This window comes from Pseudomonas sp. 3MAES_34.3B (assembly GCF_058145875.1).
The window spans coordinates 143,496-159,748 of record NZ_CM176960.1 but is presented as its reverse complement, the minus strand read 5'-3'; the positions used below and the strand labels follow the sequence as shown (position 1 = coordinate 159,748).

The 16,253-nt window shown below is 62.0% G+C and carries 13 protein-coding genes, 1 tRNA gene and 1 pseudogene; 6 read left to right on the top strand and 9 right to left on the bottom strand.

Annotated elements, in window-relative coordinates; translation table 11 throughout:
• Window positions 1–142 precede the first annotated feature (142 nt).
• Together desA and AC3Z8Y_RS00680 are read left to right on the top strand one after the other, a co-directional pair.
• The gene (desA, locus tag AC3Z8Y_RS00685; RefSeq protein WP_490089908.1) at window positions 143–1,327 is read left to right on the top strand and encodes a delta-9 fatty acid desaturase DesA; all 1,185 of its coding nucleotides are present in this window, start codon (window positions 143–145) and stop codon (window positions 1,325–1,327) included.
• Window positions 1,328–1,477: 150 nt separating this feature from the next.
• Window positions 1,478–2,470, top strand: coding sequence for a GGDEF domain-containing protein (locus AC3Z8Y_RS00680; protein ID WP_490088030.1), 993 nt, complete (start codon window positions 1,478–1,480; stop codon window positions 2,468–2,470).
• A 9-nt stretch (window positions 2,471–2,479) separates the two neighbouring features.
• On the opposite strand, the pseudogene AC3Z8Y_RS00675 reads toward AC3Z8Y_RS00680, so the two are convergent.
• The 3 genes and pseudogenes from AC3Z8Y_RS00675 to gabD form a co-directional block, all read right to left on the bottom strand.
• Window positions 2,480–3,686 (bottom strand): annotated as a pseudogene (locus AC3Z8Y_RS00675) (HDOD domain-containing protein).
• Between the two features lie 127 nt (window positions 3,687–3,813).
• Window positions 3,814–5,091: a 4-aminobutyrate--2-oxoglutarate transaminase gene (gene gabT, locus AC3Z8Y_RS00670; protein WP_490088029.1), complete on the bottom strand. Its 1,278-nt coding sequence runs from the start codon at window positions 5,089–5,091 to the stop codon at window positions 3,814–3,816.
• 120 nt (window positions 5,092–5,211) lie between these two features.
• Window positions 5,212–6,654, bottom strand: coding sequence for an NADP-dependent succinate-semialdehyde dehydrogenase (gene gabD / locus AC3Z8Y_RS00665; RefSeq protein WP_490088028.1), 1,443 nt, complete (start codon window positions 6,652–6,654; stop codon window positions 5,212–5,214).
• Between the two features lie 256 nt (window positions 6,655–6,910).
• Here gabD and AC3Z8Y_RS00660 point away from each other — a divergent pair.
• A tRNA-Arg gene (locus AC3Z8Y_RS00660) sits at window positions 6,911–6,987 on the top strand.
• Window positions 6,988–7,259: 272 nt separating this feature from the next.
• Here the strand turns inward: AC3Z8Y_RS00660 and AC3Z8Y_RS00655 are convergent.
• Window positions 7,260–8,735 (bottom strand): YdgA family protein, encoded by a 1,476-nt coding sequence (locus AC3Z8Y_RS00655; protein ID WP_490088027.1) that lies wholly within the window; start codon window positions 8,733–8,735, stop codon window positions 7,260–7,262.
• A 286-nt stretch (window positions 8,736–9,021) separates the two neighbouring features.
• Between AC3Z8Y_RS00655 and adhP the strand changes: the two genes are divergently transcribed.
• Window positions 9,022–10,047 (top strand): alcohol dehydrogenase AdhP, encoded by a 1,026-nt coding sequence (gene adhP / locus AC3Z8Y_RS00650; protein ID WP_490088026.1) that lies wholly within the window; start codon window positions 9,022–9,024, stop codon window positions 10,045–10,047.
• Between the two features lie 53 nt (window positions 10,048–10,100).
• Here adhP and AC3Z8Y_RS00645 read toward each other — a convergent pair whose 3' ends face one another.
• The 5 genes from AC3Z8Y_RS00645 to cydP are packed head-to-tail and all read right to left on the bottom strand — an operon-like array spanning window position 10,101 to window position 13,451.
• Window positions 10,101–10,388, bottom strand: coding sequence for a cyd operon YbgE family protein (locus AC3Z8Y_RS00645; RefSeq protein WP_490088025.1), 288 nt, complete (start codon window positions 10,386–10,388; stop codon window positions 10,101–10,103).
• Window positions 10,378–10,494 (bottom strand): cytochrome bd-I oxidase subunit CydX, encoded by a 117-nt coding sequence (gene cydX / locus AC3Z8Y_RS00640; RefSeq protein ID WP_490088024.1) that lies wholly within the window; start codon window positions 10,492–10,494, stop codon window positions 10,378–10,380. Before cydX ends, AC3Z8Y_RS00645 begins: the two co-directional genes overlap by 11 nt.
• A gap of 11 nt (window positions 10,495–10,505) precedes the next feature.
• Window positions 10,506–11,648, bottom strand: coding sequence for a cytochrome d ubiquinol oxidase subunit II (gene cydB, locus AC3Z8Y_RS00635; RefSeq protein WP_490088023.1), 1,143 nt, complete (start codon window positions 11,646–11,648; stop codon window positions 10,506–10,508).
• A gap of 10 nt (window positions 11,649–11,658) precedes the next feature.
• Entirely contained in the window at window positions 11,659–13,257 is a 1,599-nt protein-coding gene (locus AC3Z8Y_RS00630) for a cytochrome ubiquinol oxidase subunit I (protein ID WP_490088022.1), read from the bottom strand.
• Window positions 13,254–13,451, bottom strand: a complete 198-nt coding sequence (cydP, locus tag AC3Z8Y_RS00625) for a cytochrome oxidase putative small subunit CydP (RefSeq protein ID WP_181119141.1) — start codon at window positions 13,449–13,451, stop codon at window positions 13,254–13,256. Before cydP ends, AC3Z8Y_RS00630 begins: the two co-directional genes overlap by 4 nt.
• A gap of 169 nt (window positions 13,452–13,620) precedes the next feature.
• On the opposite strand from cydP, the gene AC3Z8Y_RS00620 reads away from it, so the two are divergent.
• Together AC3Z8Y_RS00620 and AC3Z8Y_RS00615 are read left to right on the top strand one after the other, a co-directional pair.
• Window positions 13,621–14,727: a YcjF family protein gene (locus AC3Z8Y_RS00620; RefSeq protein ID WP_490088021.1), complete on the top strand. Its 1,107-nt coding sequence runs from the start codon at window positions 13,621–13,623 to the stop codon at window positions 14,725–14,727.
• The gene (locus AC3Z8Y_RS00615; RefSeq protein WP_490088020.1) at window positions 14,711–16,252 is read left to right on the top strand and encodes a GTPase family protein; all 1,542 of its coding nucleotides are present in this window, start codon (window positions 14,711–14,713) and stop codon (window positions 16,250–16,252) included. Before AC3Z8Y_RS00620 ends, AC3Z8Y_RS00615 begins: the two co-directional genes overlap by 17 nt.
• Window position 16,253 lies beyond the last annotated feature (1 nt).

Below are 16,253 nucleotides of genomic sequence, written 5' to 3'. Positions count from 1 at the left end.
CCTTGGGAATGCGCCCATGTTGCCCGCGCTCATGCCCCTGCCTGAGCCCCCTAACCATCAAAAACACCGACTGGTCGATCAACCCTGTTTACCGATAGATTCTTCGCAGCTATCCATTACTTCAACCGAGGCCTTCTTGCCTATGTGGTACAACGGTTTCCTGGACTTGACCGCCTGGCAGGTAGTCGCCGCAACGCTGCTGATGACTCACATCACCGTCGTTGGCGTAACGGTGTACCTGCACCGGTATTCAGCGCATCGTTCGCTGGAACTGAACAGCGGGCTCAAGCATTTCTTCCGTTTCTGGCTATGGCTCACTACGGGCCAGAACACCCGCGAATGGACCGCTATCCATCGCAAGCATCACGCCAAGTGCGAAACCACCGAAGACCCCCACAGCCCCGTGGTCAAAGGCCTTGGAACGGTTCTTCGCACCGGGGCGGAGTTGTATCGAGCAGAGGCCAATAACCCGGAAACCTTGCGCATCTACGGCAAGAACTGTCCGGACGACTGGATCGAGCGCAACCTCTACAGTCGCTTCACCATGGGCGGTATCGCGTTGATGGCGGTGATCGACCTGGCGCTGTTCGGGGTTATCGGCATTACCGTATGGGCCGTGCAGATGGTGTGGATACCTTTCTGGGCCGCAGGCGTGGTCAATGGCCTTGGCCATGCAGTGGGCTATCGCAACTTCGAATGCCGCGATGCCGCCACCAACCTGGTGCCCTGGGGCATCATCATTGGCGGTGAGGAGCTGCATAACAATCACCACACCTATCCCAACTCGGCAAAGCTGTCCGTGCGCAAATGGGAATTCGACATGGGCTGGCTATGGATTCGGGTGTTCACCGCGCTACGCCTGGCACGCGTCAACCGGGTCGCACCGGTCGCTCATCGGATTCCCGGCAAGGGCTCCATGGACATGGACACCGCCATGGCGATCCTTAACAACCGCTTCCAGATCATGGCCCAGTACCGCAAGCATGTTATCGGCCCGCTGGTGAAGCAGGAACTTGCCCGGGTGGACCATTCGCTGCGCTATCGCCTGCGGCGCGCGAAGCGGTTGCTTTCACGGGAGCCAAGCCTGCTCAATGAACGCCACCATGACCGCATCAACCGCATGCTTGAAACCAGCCAGGCCTTGAAGGTCATTTATGAAAAAAGGCTGGCGCTACAGCACATCTGGACCCGTACCAGCGCGAATGGCCACGACATGCTGGCGGCCATGAAAGAATGGGTACACGAGGCCGAGGCAAGCGGCATCCAGTCCCTGCGTGATTTTGCCGACAGTTTGAAAACCTATTCCCTCAGGCCCGCTGCTGCCTGAAGCAAATGCCTGCGAGCCTTGTAGCAGGGCCCGCAGGCAGGGAACTTCAAGCACTGTTTTGCATCTTAGGCAGATACTCGCTGGTTCAGCGGGCCCTATCGTGGCCACTGTCGGTGGGCCACCCCTCGCCGTGTTCCGAAAGAAGCCGTGATGATGGCCAACACACAAGCTCCGTCCACATCCCTTGAGCAAATCCCTGAAGCGGCCGAAACCCTGCTTGCACTGATGCATGCCCAAGGTGAAGTCGCGCGGCTGAAGGAACGGGAAGAACTCTTCAGTGCCTTGCTGGTGAGCGTGAACGCCGTACTCTGGGCGTTCGACTGGGAAACCCAGCAGATGATCTATGTAAGCCCGGCGTATGAGCGGATCTTCGGCCGCTCCGCCGGCTTGTTGCTGGCCGATTACAACGAATGGCGAGACAGCATTTATCCCGACGACCTGGATTATGCCGAGCGCAGCCTGGCTGAAGTGCTGGAAAAAGGCTCGATCGAGGACCGGGAGTATCGGATTATCCGCGCGGACGGCCAGATCCGATGGCTTAGCGACAAATGCTTCATCAGCCATCGCCCGGAATCGGGCCAGCGGGTGATCGTGGTTGGCATCGCCGAGGACATTACCGAAAAGAAGCATCTGGAAGGAGAGCTTCAGCGCCTTGCCACCACCGACGTGCTTACGCAGAGCAGCAACCGGCGCCACTTCTTCGAGTGCGCCCACCGCGAGTTCGAGCAGTCCCGGCTCAATGACACGCCCATGGCATTCCTTTTGCTGGATATCGATGACTTCAAGATGATCAACGATACCTACGGTCATCAGGATGGCGACTCGGTGCTGCAGCGCATTGCGGAAAGCGGGAAGGCCGCGCTGCGGCGGGGTGATTTGTTCGGGCGTATCGGCGGCGAAGAGTTTGCCGCGGTCTTCCCCGGCTGCGCGCCCGATATGGCGCGGCAGATCGCCGAACGGCTGCAACGCGAAGTGCAGCGATTGAGCTTCAGCCAGAACGGGAAAACCTACGGTGTAACCGTGAGCCAGGGGCTGACTAACCTTAAGGCCGACGACGAGGCGCTGGACAACCTCTACTCACGCGCGGACGCGGCCATGTACCAGGCCAAGCGGCAGGGCAAGAACCAGATCATCATGTCCTGAGCTTTATGCTCAGCCGTGCTTGCGTAATGCCGAAAGGCTTGCGGCATCCATGCCAAGCAGGCGCGCTGCTTTGCTCTCCGCTACAGGCTTGATGTCATCCTCTGCAGCCAGGTTCACCAGCTGGCCTGAGAGGTTCATCACCAGCGCCGGCTTGCCGTATACCCCCATCAATGCGTAGACCGAAGCAATAAGCTCGCGCAGGTCAAGCGGCAGGCGCCAGCGGGCGCGCAATGCCGAGCCAAAGTTCGCGCCGAACCGTTGGATAACACTTTCAACCTGCCCTGCTTCCAGCTTGCCGCCGGCCAGCTTCCATTCGTGGAGCGTGCGCAATAAGGCCAGCTCACCCAACCGATGCAACAGGCCGGCGCAATAGCAAATCTCCTGGTCGATACCCTGTTGGCGAGCCAATGTGCGCGCCAGCTCCGCCGTGGCCAGGGAGCGCTGCCAGAACAGCTGGGCGTGATCGGTCAGCTGTGGGTCGTCCAACCTTGCGGTGCGCTTGAGCGCGAGCCCCAGAATGAGGTTCATGCTTTGGGTGGCGCCCAATCTCGTCAGCGCTTGCATCAACGTGGTAACCGGGCCTTCACGATGGCGCGCGGCAGTGTTGGCCGCGGCCAGCAGTACGGCGGTGATCTGCGGGTCGGTGCGGATATCCTCTTCGAGCACACGGAGGTTTAGCGTTCGTGCCTTGAGGCTACGCACAACAGCATCATGGACCTCGTTCATCACCGGTGCGCCATCCGAGGCCTCGCGGCGCATTTCAAGAAAGCTGTCCAACTTGAGCCCTGGTAATACGGGCGGGACTTCGCAAATAACCTGCTCATCTTCATCCAGCAGCAGCGCACTCAAGCGCTCGCGCAGGGCTTCGAAATTTACCGGCTTGGTGAGGTAGGCGGTCGGGGCCAGCGGCACTGCCTCTCGCACGCTGGTGCTGTCACCGCGGCTACTGAGCAGGAAAGGGCAAGCCAGGCGCGTTTTTGTTGCCGCGACGTACGTGGCGCAAGAGCTCCAGGCCGTCGGTGCCCGGCAGCTCGCGGCTGGCGATGATGAGGTCTGGCGGGGTGACCAGCGCCCGCATCGCCTGCTTGCCGTCTTCATACACCTCTACCCTCGCGTCGCAACGTACGCTGAGCAGCAGTTGCATGAGCAGGTCACGGCTCCAGGGGTCTGCCTCGGCGATCAGCACCCGGGGCACGGCATTTGATGGTCCAGTCATCGAACATCTCTCCAATGGGCGGTACTGCGGTACCCGGCCACTAGAGATTTATAGGCGTCTATCCTCGGTTCTCCAAGTAAAAAACCCGCCTTTTGGCGGGTTCTTCACAGTACGAGCGAGGCTTGCCTTACAGCTCGGCGAAGCACTCTTCGAGAATGGCCAAGCCCTTCTCCAGTTGCTCGTCCGGCGCGGTCAGCGGCACGAGAATCCGCAGCACGTTGCCGTAGGTGCCACACGACAACAGGATCAGGCCTTTTTCACGCGCCTTGGCCACAACCTGGGCCACTGCGGCAGCGTTTGGCTTATGGCTATCGCCGCCTTCGAACAGCTCCACGGCGATCATCGCACCCAGGCCGCGCACATCGCCGATTACCGGGTACTTGGCCTGAATGGCGCGCAGGCGCGACGTCAGGTGCTCGGCAACGTCCTGGCAGCGCTGCAGCAGCTTCTCTTCCTCGAACACCTCCATTACCGCCAGGGCAGCGGCGCAGCCCAGCGGGCTACCGGCATAGGTACCACCCAGGCCGCCTGGAGCAATGGCGTCCATAATTTCGGCCTTGCCGCAAACGCCGGCCAGGGGGAAACCACCGGCGATGGACTTGGCGAAGGTGGTCAGGTCTGGGGTTACACCCATCTGTTCCATGGCGAAGAAGGTACCGGTACGGCCGGCGCCGGTTTGTACTTCATCGGCGATCAGCAGAATGCCGTGCTGGTCACACAGCGCACGCAGGCGCTTCATGAAGTCTTTCGGCGCTACATAGAAGCCGCCTTCGCCCTGGACCGGCTCGATGATGATCGCGGCGATATCACGTGGCTCGGCGTCGTTCTTGAAGATACGCTCGATGCTGGCGATGGAATCGTCAACGCTCACGCCGTGCAGCTCGCACGGGAACAGCGCGCGGAAGATGCCGCCTGGCATCAGGCCCATGCCGGCAGAGTACGGCACAACCTTGCCGGTCAGGCCCAGGGTCATCATGGTGCGGCCGTGGTAGCCGCCGGTGAAGGCGATCACGCCAGCGCGGCCGGTGGCGGCACGGGCAATCTTCACGGCGTTTTCAACGGCTTCGGAGCCGGTGGTCACCAGCAAGGTTTTCTTGGCGAAATCACCTGGCACCTTGGCGTTGATTTTTTCGCACAGCTCAACGTAGGGCTCGTAGGCCAGCACCTGGAAGCAGGTGTGGGTCAGTTTGTGCAGCTGAGCCTCGACCGCCGCGATGATTTTCGGGTGCAAGTGGCCGGTGTTCAGTACCGCGATGCCGCCGGCGAAGTCGATGAATTCGCGACCTTCAACGTCGGTAACGGTGGAGTTTTTCGCGTGATCGGCAAAGATCGGGTGGATCTGCCCTACGCCGCGGGGAACAGCAGCCATGCGGCGCTGCATCAGGGATTCGTTGGTCTTGCTCATGAAAGCTCCTCAATCGCCGCTCATCGGCGGCGCTGATCAGGATGGCACTGCGACAAGCCTGGGCAGCATGCGATGATCGACTGCCCAGCGGTACTCAGTGCCCAGTTGTGGCTGCCGGCGTTATACGCTCAGGCAGAGGTATTTGATTTCCAGGTAATCTTCGATGCCGTACTTGGAACCTTCGCGGCCCAGGCCCGAGGCTTTCACGCCACCGAACGGCGCCACTTCGTTGGAGATAAGGCCGGTGTTGATACCCACCATGCCGTACTCCAGGGCTTCGGCGACTCGGAACACACGGCTCAGGTCGCGGGCATAGAAGTACGAAGCCAGGCCAAACTCGGTGTCGTTGGCCGCCGCAATCACTTCGGCCTCGTCCTTGAAGCGGAACAGCGGCGCCAGCGGGCCGAAGGTCTCTTCCTTCGCCACAGCAGCGGTAGCCGGTACGTTCAGCAGCACGGTGGGTTCGAAGAAGTTGCCTTCCATCTGATTGCCGCCAGTAAGCACAGTGGCACCTTTGCTCAGCGCGTCGGCGATGTGTTCCTTGACCTTGGCAACGGCTTTCTCGTCGATCATCGGGCCAGTGGTGGTGCCCTCTTCCAAGCCGTTACCGATCTTCAGCTTGGCGACTGCGGCCTTTAGCTTCTCGGCAAAGGCGTCGTAAACGGCGTCCTGTACATAGATGCGGTTGGCGCACACGCAGGTCTGGCCGTTGTTGCGATACTTGGAAATCATCGCGCCTTCTACTGCCTTATCCAGGTCAGCGTCGTCGAACACGATGAAGGGCGCGTTGCCGCCCAGCTCCAGGGACACCTTCTTGATGTCAGCGGCGCACTCGGCCATCAGCTGGCGGCCGATGTCGGTGGAGCCGGTGAACGACAGTTTGCGCACGATCGGGTTGCTGGTCAGCTCGCTGCCTACTTCGCCAGCGCTGCCGGTGACCACGTTGAACACGCCTTTCGGAATGCCGGCGCGCTCAGCCAGCTCGGCCAGGGCCAGCGCCGAGTAAGGGGTTTGCGACGCAGGCTTGAGCACCATGGTGCAGCCAGCAGCCAAGGCAGGGCCGGCTTTACGGGTGATCATCGCCGCCGGGAAGTTCCACGGGGTGATGGCAGCGGTTACGCCAATCGGCTGCTTGAGCACGATCAGGCGCTTGTCTGGCTGGTGGCCAGGGATCACGTCGCCATACACACGCTTGGCTTCTTCAGCGAACCACTCCAGGAAGGAAGCGGCATAGGCGATCTCGCCCTTGGCTTCGGCCAGCGGCTTGCCCTGCTCGAGGGTCATCAGGCGGCCCAGGTCATCCTGGTTTTCAAGCATCAGCTCGTACCAGCGGCGCAGCTTCGCCGCACGCTCCTTGGCTGTCAGGGCACGCCACGCCGGCAGCGCACGGTCAGCCGCCTCGATGGCGCGGCGGGTTTCGGCCTTGCCCATCTTCGGCACGCTGCCGAGGATCTCACCCGTAGCCGGGTTGTTGACCTTGAGGGTCTGGCCGCTGTCGGCGTCCGCCCAGGCACCATCTACATAGGCCTGTTGGCGGAACAGTTGGGCGTCTTTAAGCTGCATGTCGGCTCCCTTGGCTGGTTTCACCTTGGCGAAACCCGAAGTGGACGGAGGTTACCCGAGGTATGGGCGTTTGAAATCTCAAACGCATCGTAGGATCTGGGGCGTAAAAGGACAATAGCTGTTCGAAAAAAAGAACATGCGCGGGCACAGGTGAGTAGCTTTCTCTTTAACCGGCAGCGCTTACACACCACGAAACGATACGTAGCTCGTCAGCATAGACGGGCACCGCTGACATGGGTATCATGGCGCCCGCGTTGCACTCGTAGCTCAGCTGGATAGAGTACTGCCCTCCGAAGGCAGGGGTCATGGGTTCGAATCCCGTCGAGTGCGCCATCTTCTTAAAAAGGCTCAGGTGAAAACCTGGGCCTTTTTTGTGTTCGGGGTTCGCGCTCTGATAGAAGCGTGTTCACTAATTCAGCAACCCGTTGAGAGCGGGACGCTCTCGGGACTAAGTAGGGATCAAGTCGGGACCAAGTAGGGACCAAGTCGCCTTCTAGGAGAAACAAGCCGAAACGCGTCGTTCCATGCGGCGAGAGGAGTCGCGCGACGCCATTGCCTCCAAAAGAGCCCAGACAAAACCCAGGCCCTTTTTATCCTCTACCCCCTCACTGCCGCCCAACCGCCCCCATCAAAAACTGTGCGAACTGCTCGACTGTCATCTTCTGCCCATTGAAGTCCACGTTCCCGGCCTCGTAGTGCAGGGACGAGACGATGTTTTCGCCTTCAAGCTTCGCCAGCCCTTGCAGCGTGGCCATGGTGGAAGCGAGGTTGGCGGCGCCGTCGGCGTTCTGCTTCAGGGCCACAGGGTCTGTCAGGCCGCCCAGTTGGCCCTGAACGGTCACCAGGTCGCGGATGGTGCCTTTGGCCACGGACAGCTGCGCGTCGACCTTGGAGACCATTTGTTGCGCCAGTAACTCAGCGGGCAGGTCGAGGTTGGCGGGGCGCGCGAGGTCGAGGGAAACGTTCAGATGGCTCTCACCCGTGGCGGTTTTCAGCCCCAGCGGTTGCAGTTCCACATGAGGCTGGCCATCGAGGAGTTTTTCGAGGTTGGTTTGCAGTTCCGCCTGCTGCGTTGGCGTCAGTTGCAGCCGCAGCGGCACTTGCGCCTGGGACGCCGCCGCTGCCTGGGGGGCGACCACGTACTGATAGAAATGCGTAAGGTTGCGGCTGGCTTCGATGTCCAGGTTATCGAACACCCAGCGCATCTGCCCGCTGCCGATGGGCTTGTCGCCAATGCTCACGGCCTCGAAGCGGTAGTCTCCGGAGCCTTTGAGCTTGCCGCTCAGCTCTTCGAGCGAGCCCTCGGCGGTGAGGTTGTTCACCTTGAACAGTGGTTTGCCGGGCGCGGTAGCAGCCATGCTGTCGATGCGCAGCGAACTGTTGCCCAGATAGAAGTCCGAGGCCCCCTTGATACCGCCGGTGTGGAATTTGAAGCCTTGCACCAACAGGGTCATCGGCCGCGCAGGGTCGCTTGCGGTGAATTCGAGGCTGTCCGTTTGAACGTCTACCACCAGCTTCTTCGCATCGAGGCTGCCGCGCTGCACCCCTTGCATACCGGAAAACTTGAACGTGCCCTGCGGCCCCTGCCATTGGCCGGGCAGTATGCTGACCTGGCTTTCCAGGTTACGGCTATAGCTGATGGCGGCGTGTGCCTGGACCGGGGACTCGCCCTGCGGCGTGCCGAACAGTTGAGCCAGGCCGTCGCTTCCCTGCACCCGTACATTCATTGCAACCATCACCGGCAGCAACTTGAGCTGCTTCACACGGGACCATGGGAACGGGCCATGCTCGATGTCTGCAACGGAATCGACCTGCAAAGGCTGCCCGCCGTTGAAGCCGGGGCTTTGCACGGTCATCACGTAGTGGGCGGTACTGGTGAACAGCCTGCGCTCGAAACTCGTCATCTCGAGGGTGCCTGTGGCGCCATAGCCCGCCAGCGCCTCTTCGAGCTGCTTGTTGCCATCGACCACCTGCTGGCGCAGCAAAGGCTCGACTTGCGTACCGGTGTACCACGCCACGCCGGTGGTGCCTGCGGCGACGATGATCAGGGCGCCAACGGCGATAGGTAGGGTTTTGCTCATGGGAAAAGCTGCTCCTTGCGTTAAGCCGCACAGCTTTCCATGAAAGCGACCGGAAGGCACGAACGGCGTATCGATTCGGGGCAATTACTGCCCTGGATCAATAACAGGATGTGTCAACAACGGCACAGTGTGGCGGCGAGGCGTGGCGGCGTTGGCACAGCGATCATAGCCCTTGCCTCCGCACCGCCCGCGCCAGAGCCTTCCACGGAGCTGGCTCAGGGTTTGCTCGACAGGCAGTGCGTCGAGACGCGCGTTGTTCTTCAGATCCCTTCCAAAGGAACGATCCATGACTACAACAATGAAAGCCGCCGTCGTTCATGCCTTCGGGCAACCGCTGTCCATTCGGGAAGTTGCCGTGCCCCAGCCGGGCCCGGGGCAGTTGCTGGTGAAGATCGCCGCATCCGGTGTATGCCATACCGACCTACATGCCGCCGAAGGGGACTGGCCGGTCAAACCCAACCCGCCCTTCATCCCGGGCCACGAGGGCGTCGGCCATGTGGTGGCGGTAGGCGCCGGGGTCAAGCACGTGAAAGAGGGGGACCGCGTTGGCGTCCCGTGGCTGTATTCCACCTGCGGCCACTGCGAGCACTGCCTGGGGGGCTGGGAAACGTTGTGCGAAACCCAGCAGAACACCGGCTATTCGGTGAACGGTGGCTTTGCCGAATACGCCCTTGCTGATGCCAATTACGTGGGCCGCTTGCCCGACAACGTCGGCTTTGTGGAGATAGCCCCGGTGCTGTGCGCGGGCGTCACGGTGTACAAGGGCCTGAAAATGACCGAAACCAAGCCCGGGCAATGGGTGGTGATTTCAGGCATTGGTGGCCTTGGCCATATGGCGGTGCAATACGCCAAGGCCATGGGGATGAACGTAGCGGCTGTGGACATTGACGACAGCAAGCTGGAGCTCGCTCGGCGCCTGGGCGCGGAAGTGACCGTGAATGCCCGTGAGCTGGACCCTGCGCGTTACCTCAAAGAGCAGATTGGCGGCGCCCATGGCGCATTGGTCACGGCGGTCTCGCCAAAGGCCTTCGAGCAGGCCATGGGGATGACGCGCCGTGGCGGCACCATTGCGCTCAACGGCCTGCCACCCGGTGACTTCCCGCTTTCGATCTTCGACATGGTGCTCAATGGCACCACGGTGAGGGGCTCGATCGTGGGTACCCGGCAGGACCTGCAAGAGGCGCTGGATTTTGCCGGCGAGGGCAAGGTACGGGCGACGGTGAGCACCGAGCGCCTGGAGAATATCAATAGTGTTTTCGAGCAGATGCGCCAGGGCAAGATCGAGGGCCGCGTGGTGATTGATATGCAGTGACCGCTGCCGCTGTACCGGCGCTGCGGCTGAATAACCGCAGCGCCGGCAGCCATTCAGGTGAGTAGCAGGTAACCGATCAGCATCAAGGGCCAGGCCACCACGGGGCTGAACAACCCACGCCAAACCAGTGCCCGTGGATCAAAGCCCACACCGTGCACAAAACCTGCGCTGATACCCCACATCGCCAGGGCCAGCAGGCCATGGCTGTAGCGGCCATCCGCGTCCAGCAACGCCAGCGGGTGCAGGAGCATTACCAGGCTAAGCGGCACTGCCAGCAGCAACGACAGTACACGGCTGGGCGTGGACGCCAGGCTGTGGGCAACCAGCGACCTAGCGGTCATCCTGTGTGTCCTCTTCCAGGCAACCCGCGTTCTCCAGCCACAGGGCATTGATGATTCCAAAGCTGCAGGCGAGCAACACGCCAAGCATCCAGGCGAAATACCACATGGTCAGGCTCCTCAATAAAGGCCGTGGGGGTTACGGTCGATGTGCGCCGGCGTGACCTTCCCCCAGAGTTTCCAATAGCACCACAGGGTGTACATCAGGATCACCGGCACGAAGATCCCCGCCGCGACGGTCATGATGCTGAGCGTGGTGCGGCTGGATACCGCATCCCACACGGTAAGGCTTGAAGCGGGGTCGATGCTGGAAGGCATCACGAAGGGGAACAGTGCGAACCCGGCGGTGCATAGGGTGCCTACAATCGCCATCGTAGTGCCGAGGAAAGCCATGACCCCTCGCCTCAAGGTGGCAGCCAGCAGGGCCACGCAAGCACCCAGTACACCTAGTAAGGGCGCGACTGCGGTGTAGGGATACAGCCGGTAGTTGGCCATCCAGCCAGGGTTGCCGCTTTGTACATACTTGGCCATCGGGTTGAGCGCGGCGCCCAGGTCGAGCCCTTTGCCCAACACCAGCCCATGAATCGAACCCATCGCCAACCACACGCCTGCGCCAATAAAGGCGACCACATACAGCGCGCCGTAGCCTAATACCGCGCGGCGTGCGCGTTCTGCGATCACACCGTCAGTGCGGATCATCAGCCAGCTACCACCATGGGCGGCGAGCATCGCCAGGCTGACCACGCCCGCCAGCAAACCGAAGGGGCTCAGCAGCTGCCAGAAACTTCCGTGGTAGCTGGCTCGCAGCGTGTCATCGAAGCGGAACGGCACGCCCAGCAGCAAATTGCCGAAAGCAATACCGAACACCAGCGAGGGCACCACGGCCCCTGCGCATAGCGCCCAGTCCCAGCCTTGCCGCCAGCGGGTATTCTGCACCTTGCTGCGGTAGTCGAAGCCGACCGGCCGTACAAACAATGCGAACAGAACCAGCAGCAGCGCCCAGTAGAACCCCGAGAACGCCGCTGAATACACCAACGGCCATGCGGCAAACAGCGCACCACCGGCGGTAATCAGCCATACCTGATTGCCATCCCAGTGCGGCGCGATGGCGTTGATAACCACCCGCCGTTCCCGGTCATCACGCCCTACCAACGGCAGCAACAACATGGCGCCCAGATCGAAGCCATCGGCTATCGCGAAACCAATCAGCAGCACGCCAACGATCACCCACCACAGCAGTTTCAGCGTTTCGTAATCGAACATGATCGGCTCCTCAGGCAGCAGCCAGCGTGTCGGTCGGGGTAGGTACGGGCGCGGGCGAATGCCCCTGCTCGAAGTGATAGCGCCCGGTGTGAAGGCTGCTTGGGCCCAGGCGCGCGAACTTGATCATCAGGTACATCTCGATCACCAGCAGCACGGTATAGAAGGCCACGAGCGCCAGCAGCGAGCCCCACACGTCAGCGGCAGTGAGCGTGGAAGCGGACAGGTGCGTGGGCAGCACTTCGCCGATGGACCACGGCTGGCGGCCATGTTCCGCCACGTACCAACCCGTTTGCGTAGCCACCCAGGGCAGCGGAAGGCTGAACAGTGCCCATTTGAGCAACCACCGGCGGCGATGCTCGGCCTTTTGGGCAGAAGCCCAGAACGCACAAATGAACAGCGCCAGCATCAATACGCCGCTCACCACCATCAGGCGGAACGTCCAGAAGATCGAGGCCACGCCCGGGATCGAATCCAGGGCCGCTTGGTTGATCTGTTCGTCGTTGGCATCCACTACCTTGTCGGTGTATTTCTTGAGCAGCAGGCCATAACCCAGGTCGCCCTTTACGGCGTCGAAGGCTTCGCGTGTTTCGATGCTGCGGTCACCGGCGCGCAGCTTGCCGAGCAGTTCGTAGGCGGCCATGCCGTTGCGAATGCGCCCTTGGTGCTCTGCCACCAGGTCCTTGATGCCGGTGACCGGTGTGTCCACCGAGCGGGTCGCGATAATACCCATTACGTACGGGATCTTTACCGCATAGTCGGTGCGTTGCTCGGCCTGGTTCGGCAGCCCGAATAGCGTGAACGCCGCCGGCGGCGGCTCGGTTTCCCACTCGGCTTCGATCGCGGCAAGCTTGGTCTTTTGCACGTCCCCGATTTCGTAACCGGACTCGTCGCCCAACACGATCACCGACAGGATGGAGGCCAGGCCGAACGCTGAAGCGATGGCGAACGAACGGCGGGCGAAGGCAACGTCGCGACCTTTGAGCAAGTAGAAGCTGGAAATAGCCAGCACGAACACCGCGCCGGTGACATACCCGGAGGCCACCGTGTGCACGAACTTCACCTGAGCCACCGGGTTGAATACCAGCGCCGAGAAGCTGGTGAGCTCCATGCGCATGGTTTCGTAGTTGAACGCGGCGCCCACCGGGTTCTGCATCCAGCCGTTGGCGATCAGAATCCACAGCGCCGACAGGTTCGAGCCCAGTGCCACCAGCCAGGTCACCGCCAGATGCTGCCGCCGCGAAAGGCGATCCCAGCCGAAAAAGAACAAGCCGATGAAGGTCGATTCGAGGAAAAACGCCATCAGGCCTTCGATCGCCAGCGGGGCGCCGAAGATATCGCCCACGTAGTGACTGTAATAGGCCCAGTTGGTACCGAACTGGAACTCCATGGTCAGGCCGGTGGTGACCCCCAGCGCGAAGTTGATACCGAAGAGCTTGCCCCAGAACTGGGTCATGTCCTTGTAAACCTGCTTGCCGGTCATGACGTACACCGACTCCATGATCGCCAGCAGGAACGTCATGCCCAAGGTGAGCGGCACGAACAGAAAGTGGTACAGCGCCGTCATGGCGAACTGTAGCCGGGAGAGGTCGACAACCGATTCGGTAATCATCGTTGAGGTTTCTCGGAAGAGTCGGGAACTGAGCCAAGCAGGTGCTGGCCGACTTTTGCGCTATCGCCCGCGATGGGCGCCGGTACCTCGAACCACAGGGCCCGGATACCCAGGAGCAGAACCAGCTTGAGCAGCAGGATCACAGCGATTTCCCGGGCCAAAGGCTGTTTGAGAACGTCGAAATGTGCGGCCATCACGGATACTCTTGGGGGTGCGGGCATTGTGCTCGGCGCTGCCCCGGGCACGTTGACCTGGGTCAATTTTCGCCGCGCCGCCGCTGCGGCAGGGTGCCGCACCCTGCACCCAAGGACCTTTCTTCAGCGCAACGGGCCTAAGCCCCATGCCCGACCGGAAGCCACCACCATGAGCCTGCTCGACCGCGTTTACCGAACGCTGAACCCCGAAGCGAACCCGGCGCTGGAAACCGCCTTTGAGCGCAGCGAAGGGCAACTGCCCACTCTCTGGCTGCTGGGCAAGACCGGCGCGGGCAAATCCTCCCTGGTGCGCGCCCTCACGGGCCTTGACCAGGTGGAAGTTGGGGCGGGATTTCGGCCCTGCACCATGACTTCCGCCCGTTACGCCTACCCCACGGACACGCCGGTAATGGCCTTCATGGACACGCGAGGGCTGGCTGAAGCGGATTACGACGCCGAAGCCGACCTGGCCAACCTTGAACAAAACAGCCACGCCCTGATTGTGGTGATGAAGGCCGAGGACCCGGAACAGTCACAGGTGCTGGATGCGCTCAAGCAGATCCGCCGCTCCGGCAAGATCCGCGAAACACTGCTGGTGCACACCGGCGTGCAGCAGATCAGCGACCCGGGTGAGCGTGACCGCTGCATCGCTCGCAACCAGCACCAGGTCGAGCAGGCCTGGGGGCCGGTGGAAAGCGTAACCGTGGATTTTCTAGGCGTGGACGGCCAGCCGTACGGGCTGCAAGCCCTAACGGAAAAACTTGGCGCTCGCCTGCCGATCGTCACCGAGCTGTTCGACGACCAAGGCCACGCGGATGTGGAAGAACGCAACTTCCAGCGCCTCAAGAAAGAAGTGATGTGGTACGCCGGAGCGGCGGGCGCGGCCGATGCGCTACCGGCCGTAGGGTTGGTAGCGGTGCCCACCCTGCAGCTCAAGATGCTGCATAGCCTGGCTAACCGGTACGGCCTGAGTTACAACCGGCGGCTGTTGGCCGAGTTCGCCGCAGCATTGGGCACCGGCTTTGGCTTGCAATACGCCTCGCGGCTGGGGCTGCGCCAGCTGATGAAGCTGATCCCGGTGGTAGGCCAGACCGTGGGCGGCGCCTCTGCGGCAGTGGCCAGTTACGGGTTCACCTATGCACTTGGGCGCGCCGCCTGCATGTACTTCTATCGTTTGTCGCGGGGCGAGCCCATCACCGCAGCCGAAGTGCAGGCCCTGTACAAGCAAGCCTTTGAACACATCCTTCCGGTGGCACGTAATGAAAAGAACCTTTAGTGGCCTGGCAGCGCTCACGCGGCTGTCAGACCGGGTAATGCCCTATGCCCTGCTTTCGGTGGTGCTGCCGGTGCTGGTGCTGGCCGGTTTCGGGCTGTATGCCGTGGTGCGCTACGGCTACATCCTGCACCTGATTCTTGTGCTGCTGGCGTGTACCTTGCTCAGCAGCCTGGGCCTGCTGCTGGCACGCCGCCGATTCGGCCAGCGGGTGGGCCCCGCTGTGAAAGAGGCGCTCGAAGCCACCCCGCGCACGCCCGACTACTGGCGCGCCCAGGACCGCGAGGTGCAGCAGGCGCTGATCCCGGAGCTCAAGGAACTGGTCGCCACGGACTTCCCTTGGCAAGCCCTGCCGCAAACCGGCCTGGCCGTGGTGCGGCTGGTGGCCGCCCGCTATGACGAACGCTCTGCTCGCGCTCACTGGGCTTTCACCGCACCGGAGTTGCTGGCCATCGTGGAGCAGGTCAGCCGGCGTTATCGCCGTGTGCTCAAGGCCCACGTGCCAGGCGTGGAGCACCTGCGGATATCCACGCTGATGAACCTCAACGAGCAGGTTGAACGCTACGGCCCCCTGGCACGCAAGGTGTTCAACCTGTACCGGGCGGCACGTTTGATTTCGCCTCAGGGGCTGGTGGCCGAAGCGCTTACGCAAATCCGCGGCGAGGTATTCAGCGGCCTGAGCGATGAGCTGCAAAGCCGCCTGAAATACCTGTTGTTGATGGAGGTGCTGCGCGCGGCGATCGACCTGTATGGCGGGCATTTCCGCCTGGAGGATGACCAGCTGCAACAGGCCCGTGTGACAGCCCTCGACGAAGATCGCAAGGCGCCACCGCTGGACCCGGTACGCATCGGGCTGGTTGGCCAGGTAGGCGCTGGCAAGTCTTCCCTGATCAATGCGCTGACCGGCAGCTTGAATGCCGAGGTGAGCGCATTGCCGGCTACCGATGGCGTGGCGGTCTATGAGTGCATGATCGAAGGCGCGCCCAACATTCGCTTGATCGACTTGCCAGGGCTAGATGGCACCGAGGCTGTGGAAAAGCTGGTGTTCAAGGAAGCACGGGAATGCGACCTGCTGCTCTGGACGCTCAAAGCCAACCAGCCAGCGCGGGCGCTGGACCGGCAGTTTCGGGAAAAGCTGAAAGCCTGGTTCGCCCGCCCTGAAAACCTTGGCCACGAACCGCCGGCGATCCTCGCCGTGCTCACCCAGGCGGACCGGCTGGTGCCGGGTGGCAGCTGGCCTGCGGCCAGCGCGTTGGAGGAAGGCAGCAAGGCCGCGCGTGCGGTGCAGGAGGCAGGCGCCTACAACAGCCAGCTGCTGGACCTGCCCGACTGGGTAGGCGTGGCGTTGCCGCAGCAGCAGCCTGCATTCGGCCTGGCCGAGTTGCAGCAGGGGCTGCAAGCGCTATATGCCAAGGCCGTGAACGTGCAACTCAACCGCCGCCGGCGCGAAGCCGGCGGTTTCTCGGTCAGCCGCGAGCTGGAGCGGATCAAGCGCGGCGCCAAGGGTGTGTTCAGTTTGTTGCGGTAGC

What these genes read in the sequence shown, in the direction of transcription:
- desA (WP_490089908.1), top strand. Translation starts at nt 143, where the DNA reads ATGTGGTACAACGGTTTCCTGGACTTGACCGCCTGGCAGGTAGTCGCC.
- AC3Z8Y_RS00680 (WP_490088030.1), top strand. Translation starts at nt 1,478, where the DNA reads ATGATGGCCAACACACAAGCTCCGTCCACATCCCTTGAGCAAATCCCT.
- gabT (WP_490088029.1), bottom strand. Translation starts at nt 5,091, where the DNA reads ATGAGCAAGACCAACGAATCCCTGATGCAGCGCCGCATGGCTGCTGTT.
- gabD (WP_490088028.1), bottom strand. Translation starts at nt 6,654, where the DNA reads ATGCAGCTTAAAGACGCCCAACTGTTCCGCCAACAGGCCTATGTAGAT.
- AC3Z8Y_RS00655 (WP_490088027.1), bottom strand. Translation starts at nt 8,735, where the DNA reads ATGAGCAAAACCCTACCTATCGCCGTTGGCGCCCTGATCATCGTCGCC.
- adhP (WP_490088026.1), top strand. Translation starts at nt 9,022, where the DNA reads ATGACTACAACAATGAAAGCCGCCGTCGTTCATGCCTTCGGGCAACCG.
- AC3Z8Y_RS00645 (WP_490088025.1), bottom strand. Translation starts at nt 10,388, where the DNA reads ATGACCGCTAGGTCGCTGGTTGCCCACAGCCTGGCGTCCACGCCCAGC.
- cydX (WP_490088024.1), bottom strand. Translation starts at nt 10,494, where the DNA reads ATGTGGTATTTCGCCTGGATGCTTGGCGTGTTGCTCGCCTGCAGCTTT.
- cydB (WP_490088023.1), bottom strand. Translation starts at nt 11,648, where the DNA reads ATGTTCGATTACGAAACGCTGAAACTGCTGTGGTGGGTGATCGTTGGC.
- AC3Z8Y_RS00630 (WP_490088022.1), bottom strand. Translation starts at nt 13,257, where the DNA reads ATGATTACCGAATCGGTTGTCGACCTCTCCCGGCTACAGTTCGCCATG.
- cydP (WP_181119141.1), bottom strand. Translation starts at nt 13,451, where the DNA reads ATGGCCGCACATTTCGACGTTCTCAAACAGCCTTTGGCCCGGGAAATC.
- AC3Z8Y_RS00620 (WP_490088021.1), top strand. Translation starts at nt 13,621, where the DNA reads ATGAGCCTGCTCGACCGCGTTTACCGAACGCTGAACCCCGAAGCGAAC.
- AC3Z8Y_RS00615 (WP_490088020.1), top strand. Translation starts at nt 14,711, where the DNA reads ATGAAAAGAACCTTTAGTGGCCTGGCAGCGCTCACGCGGCTGTCAGAC.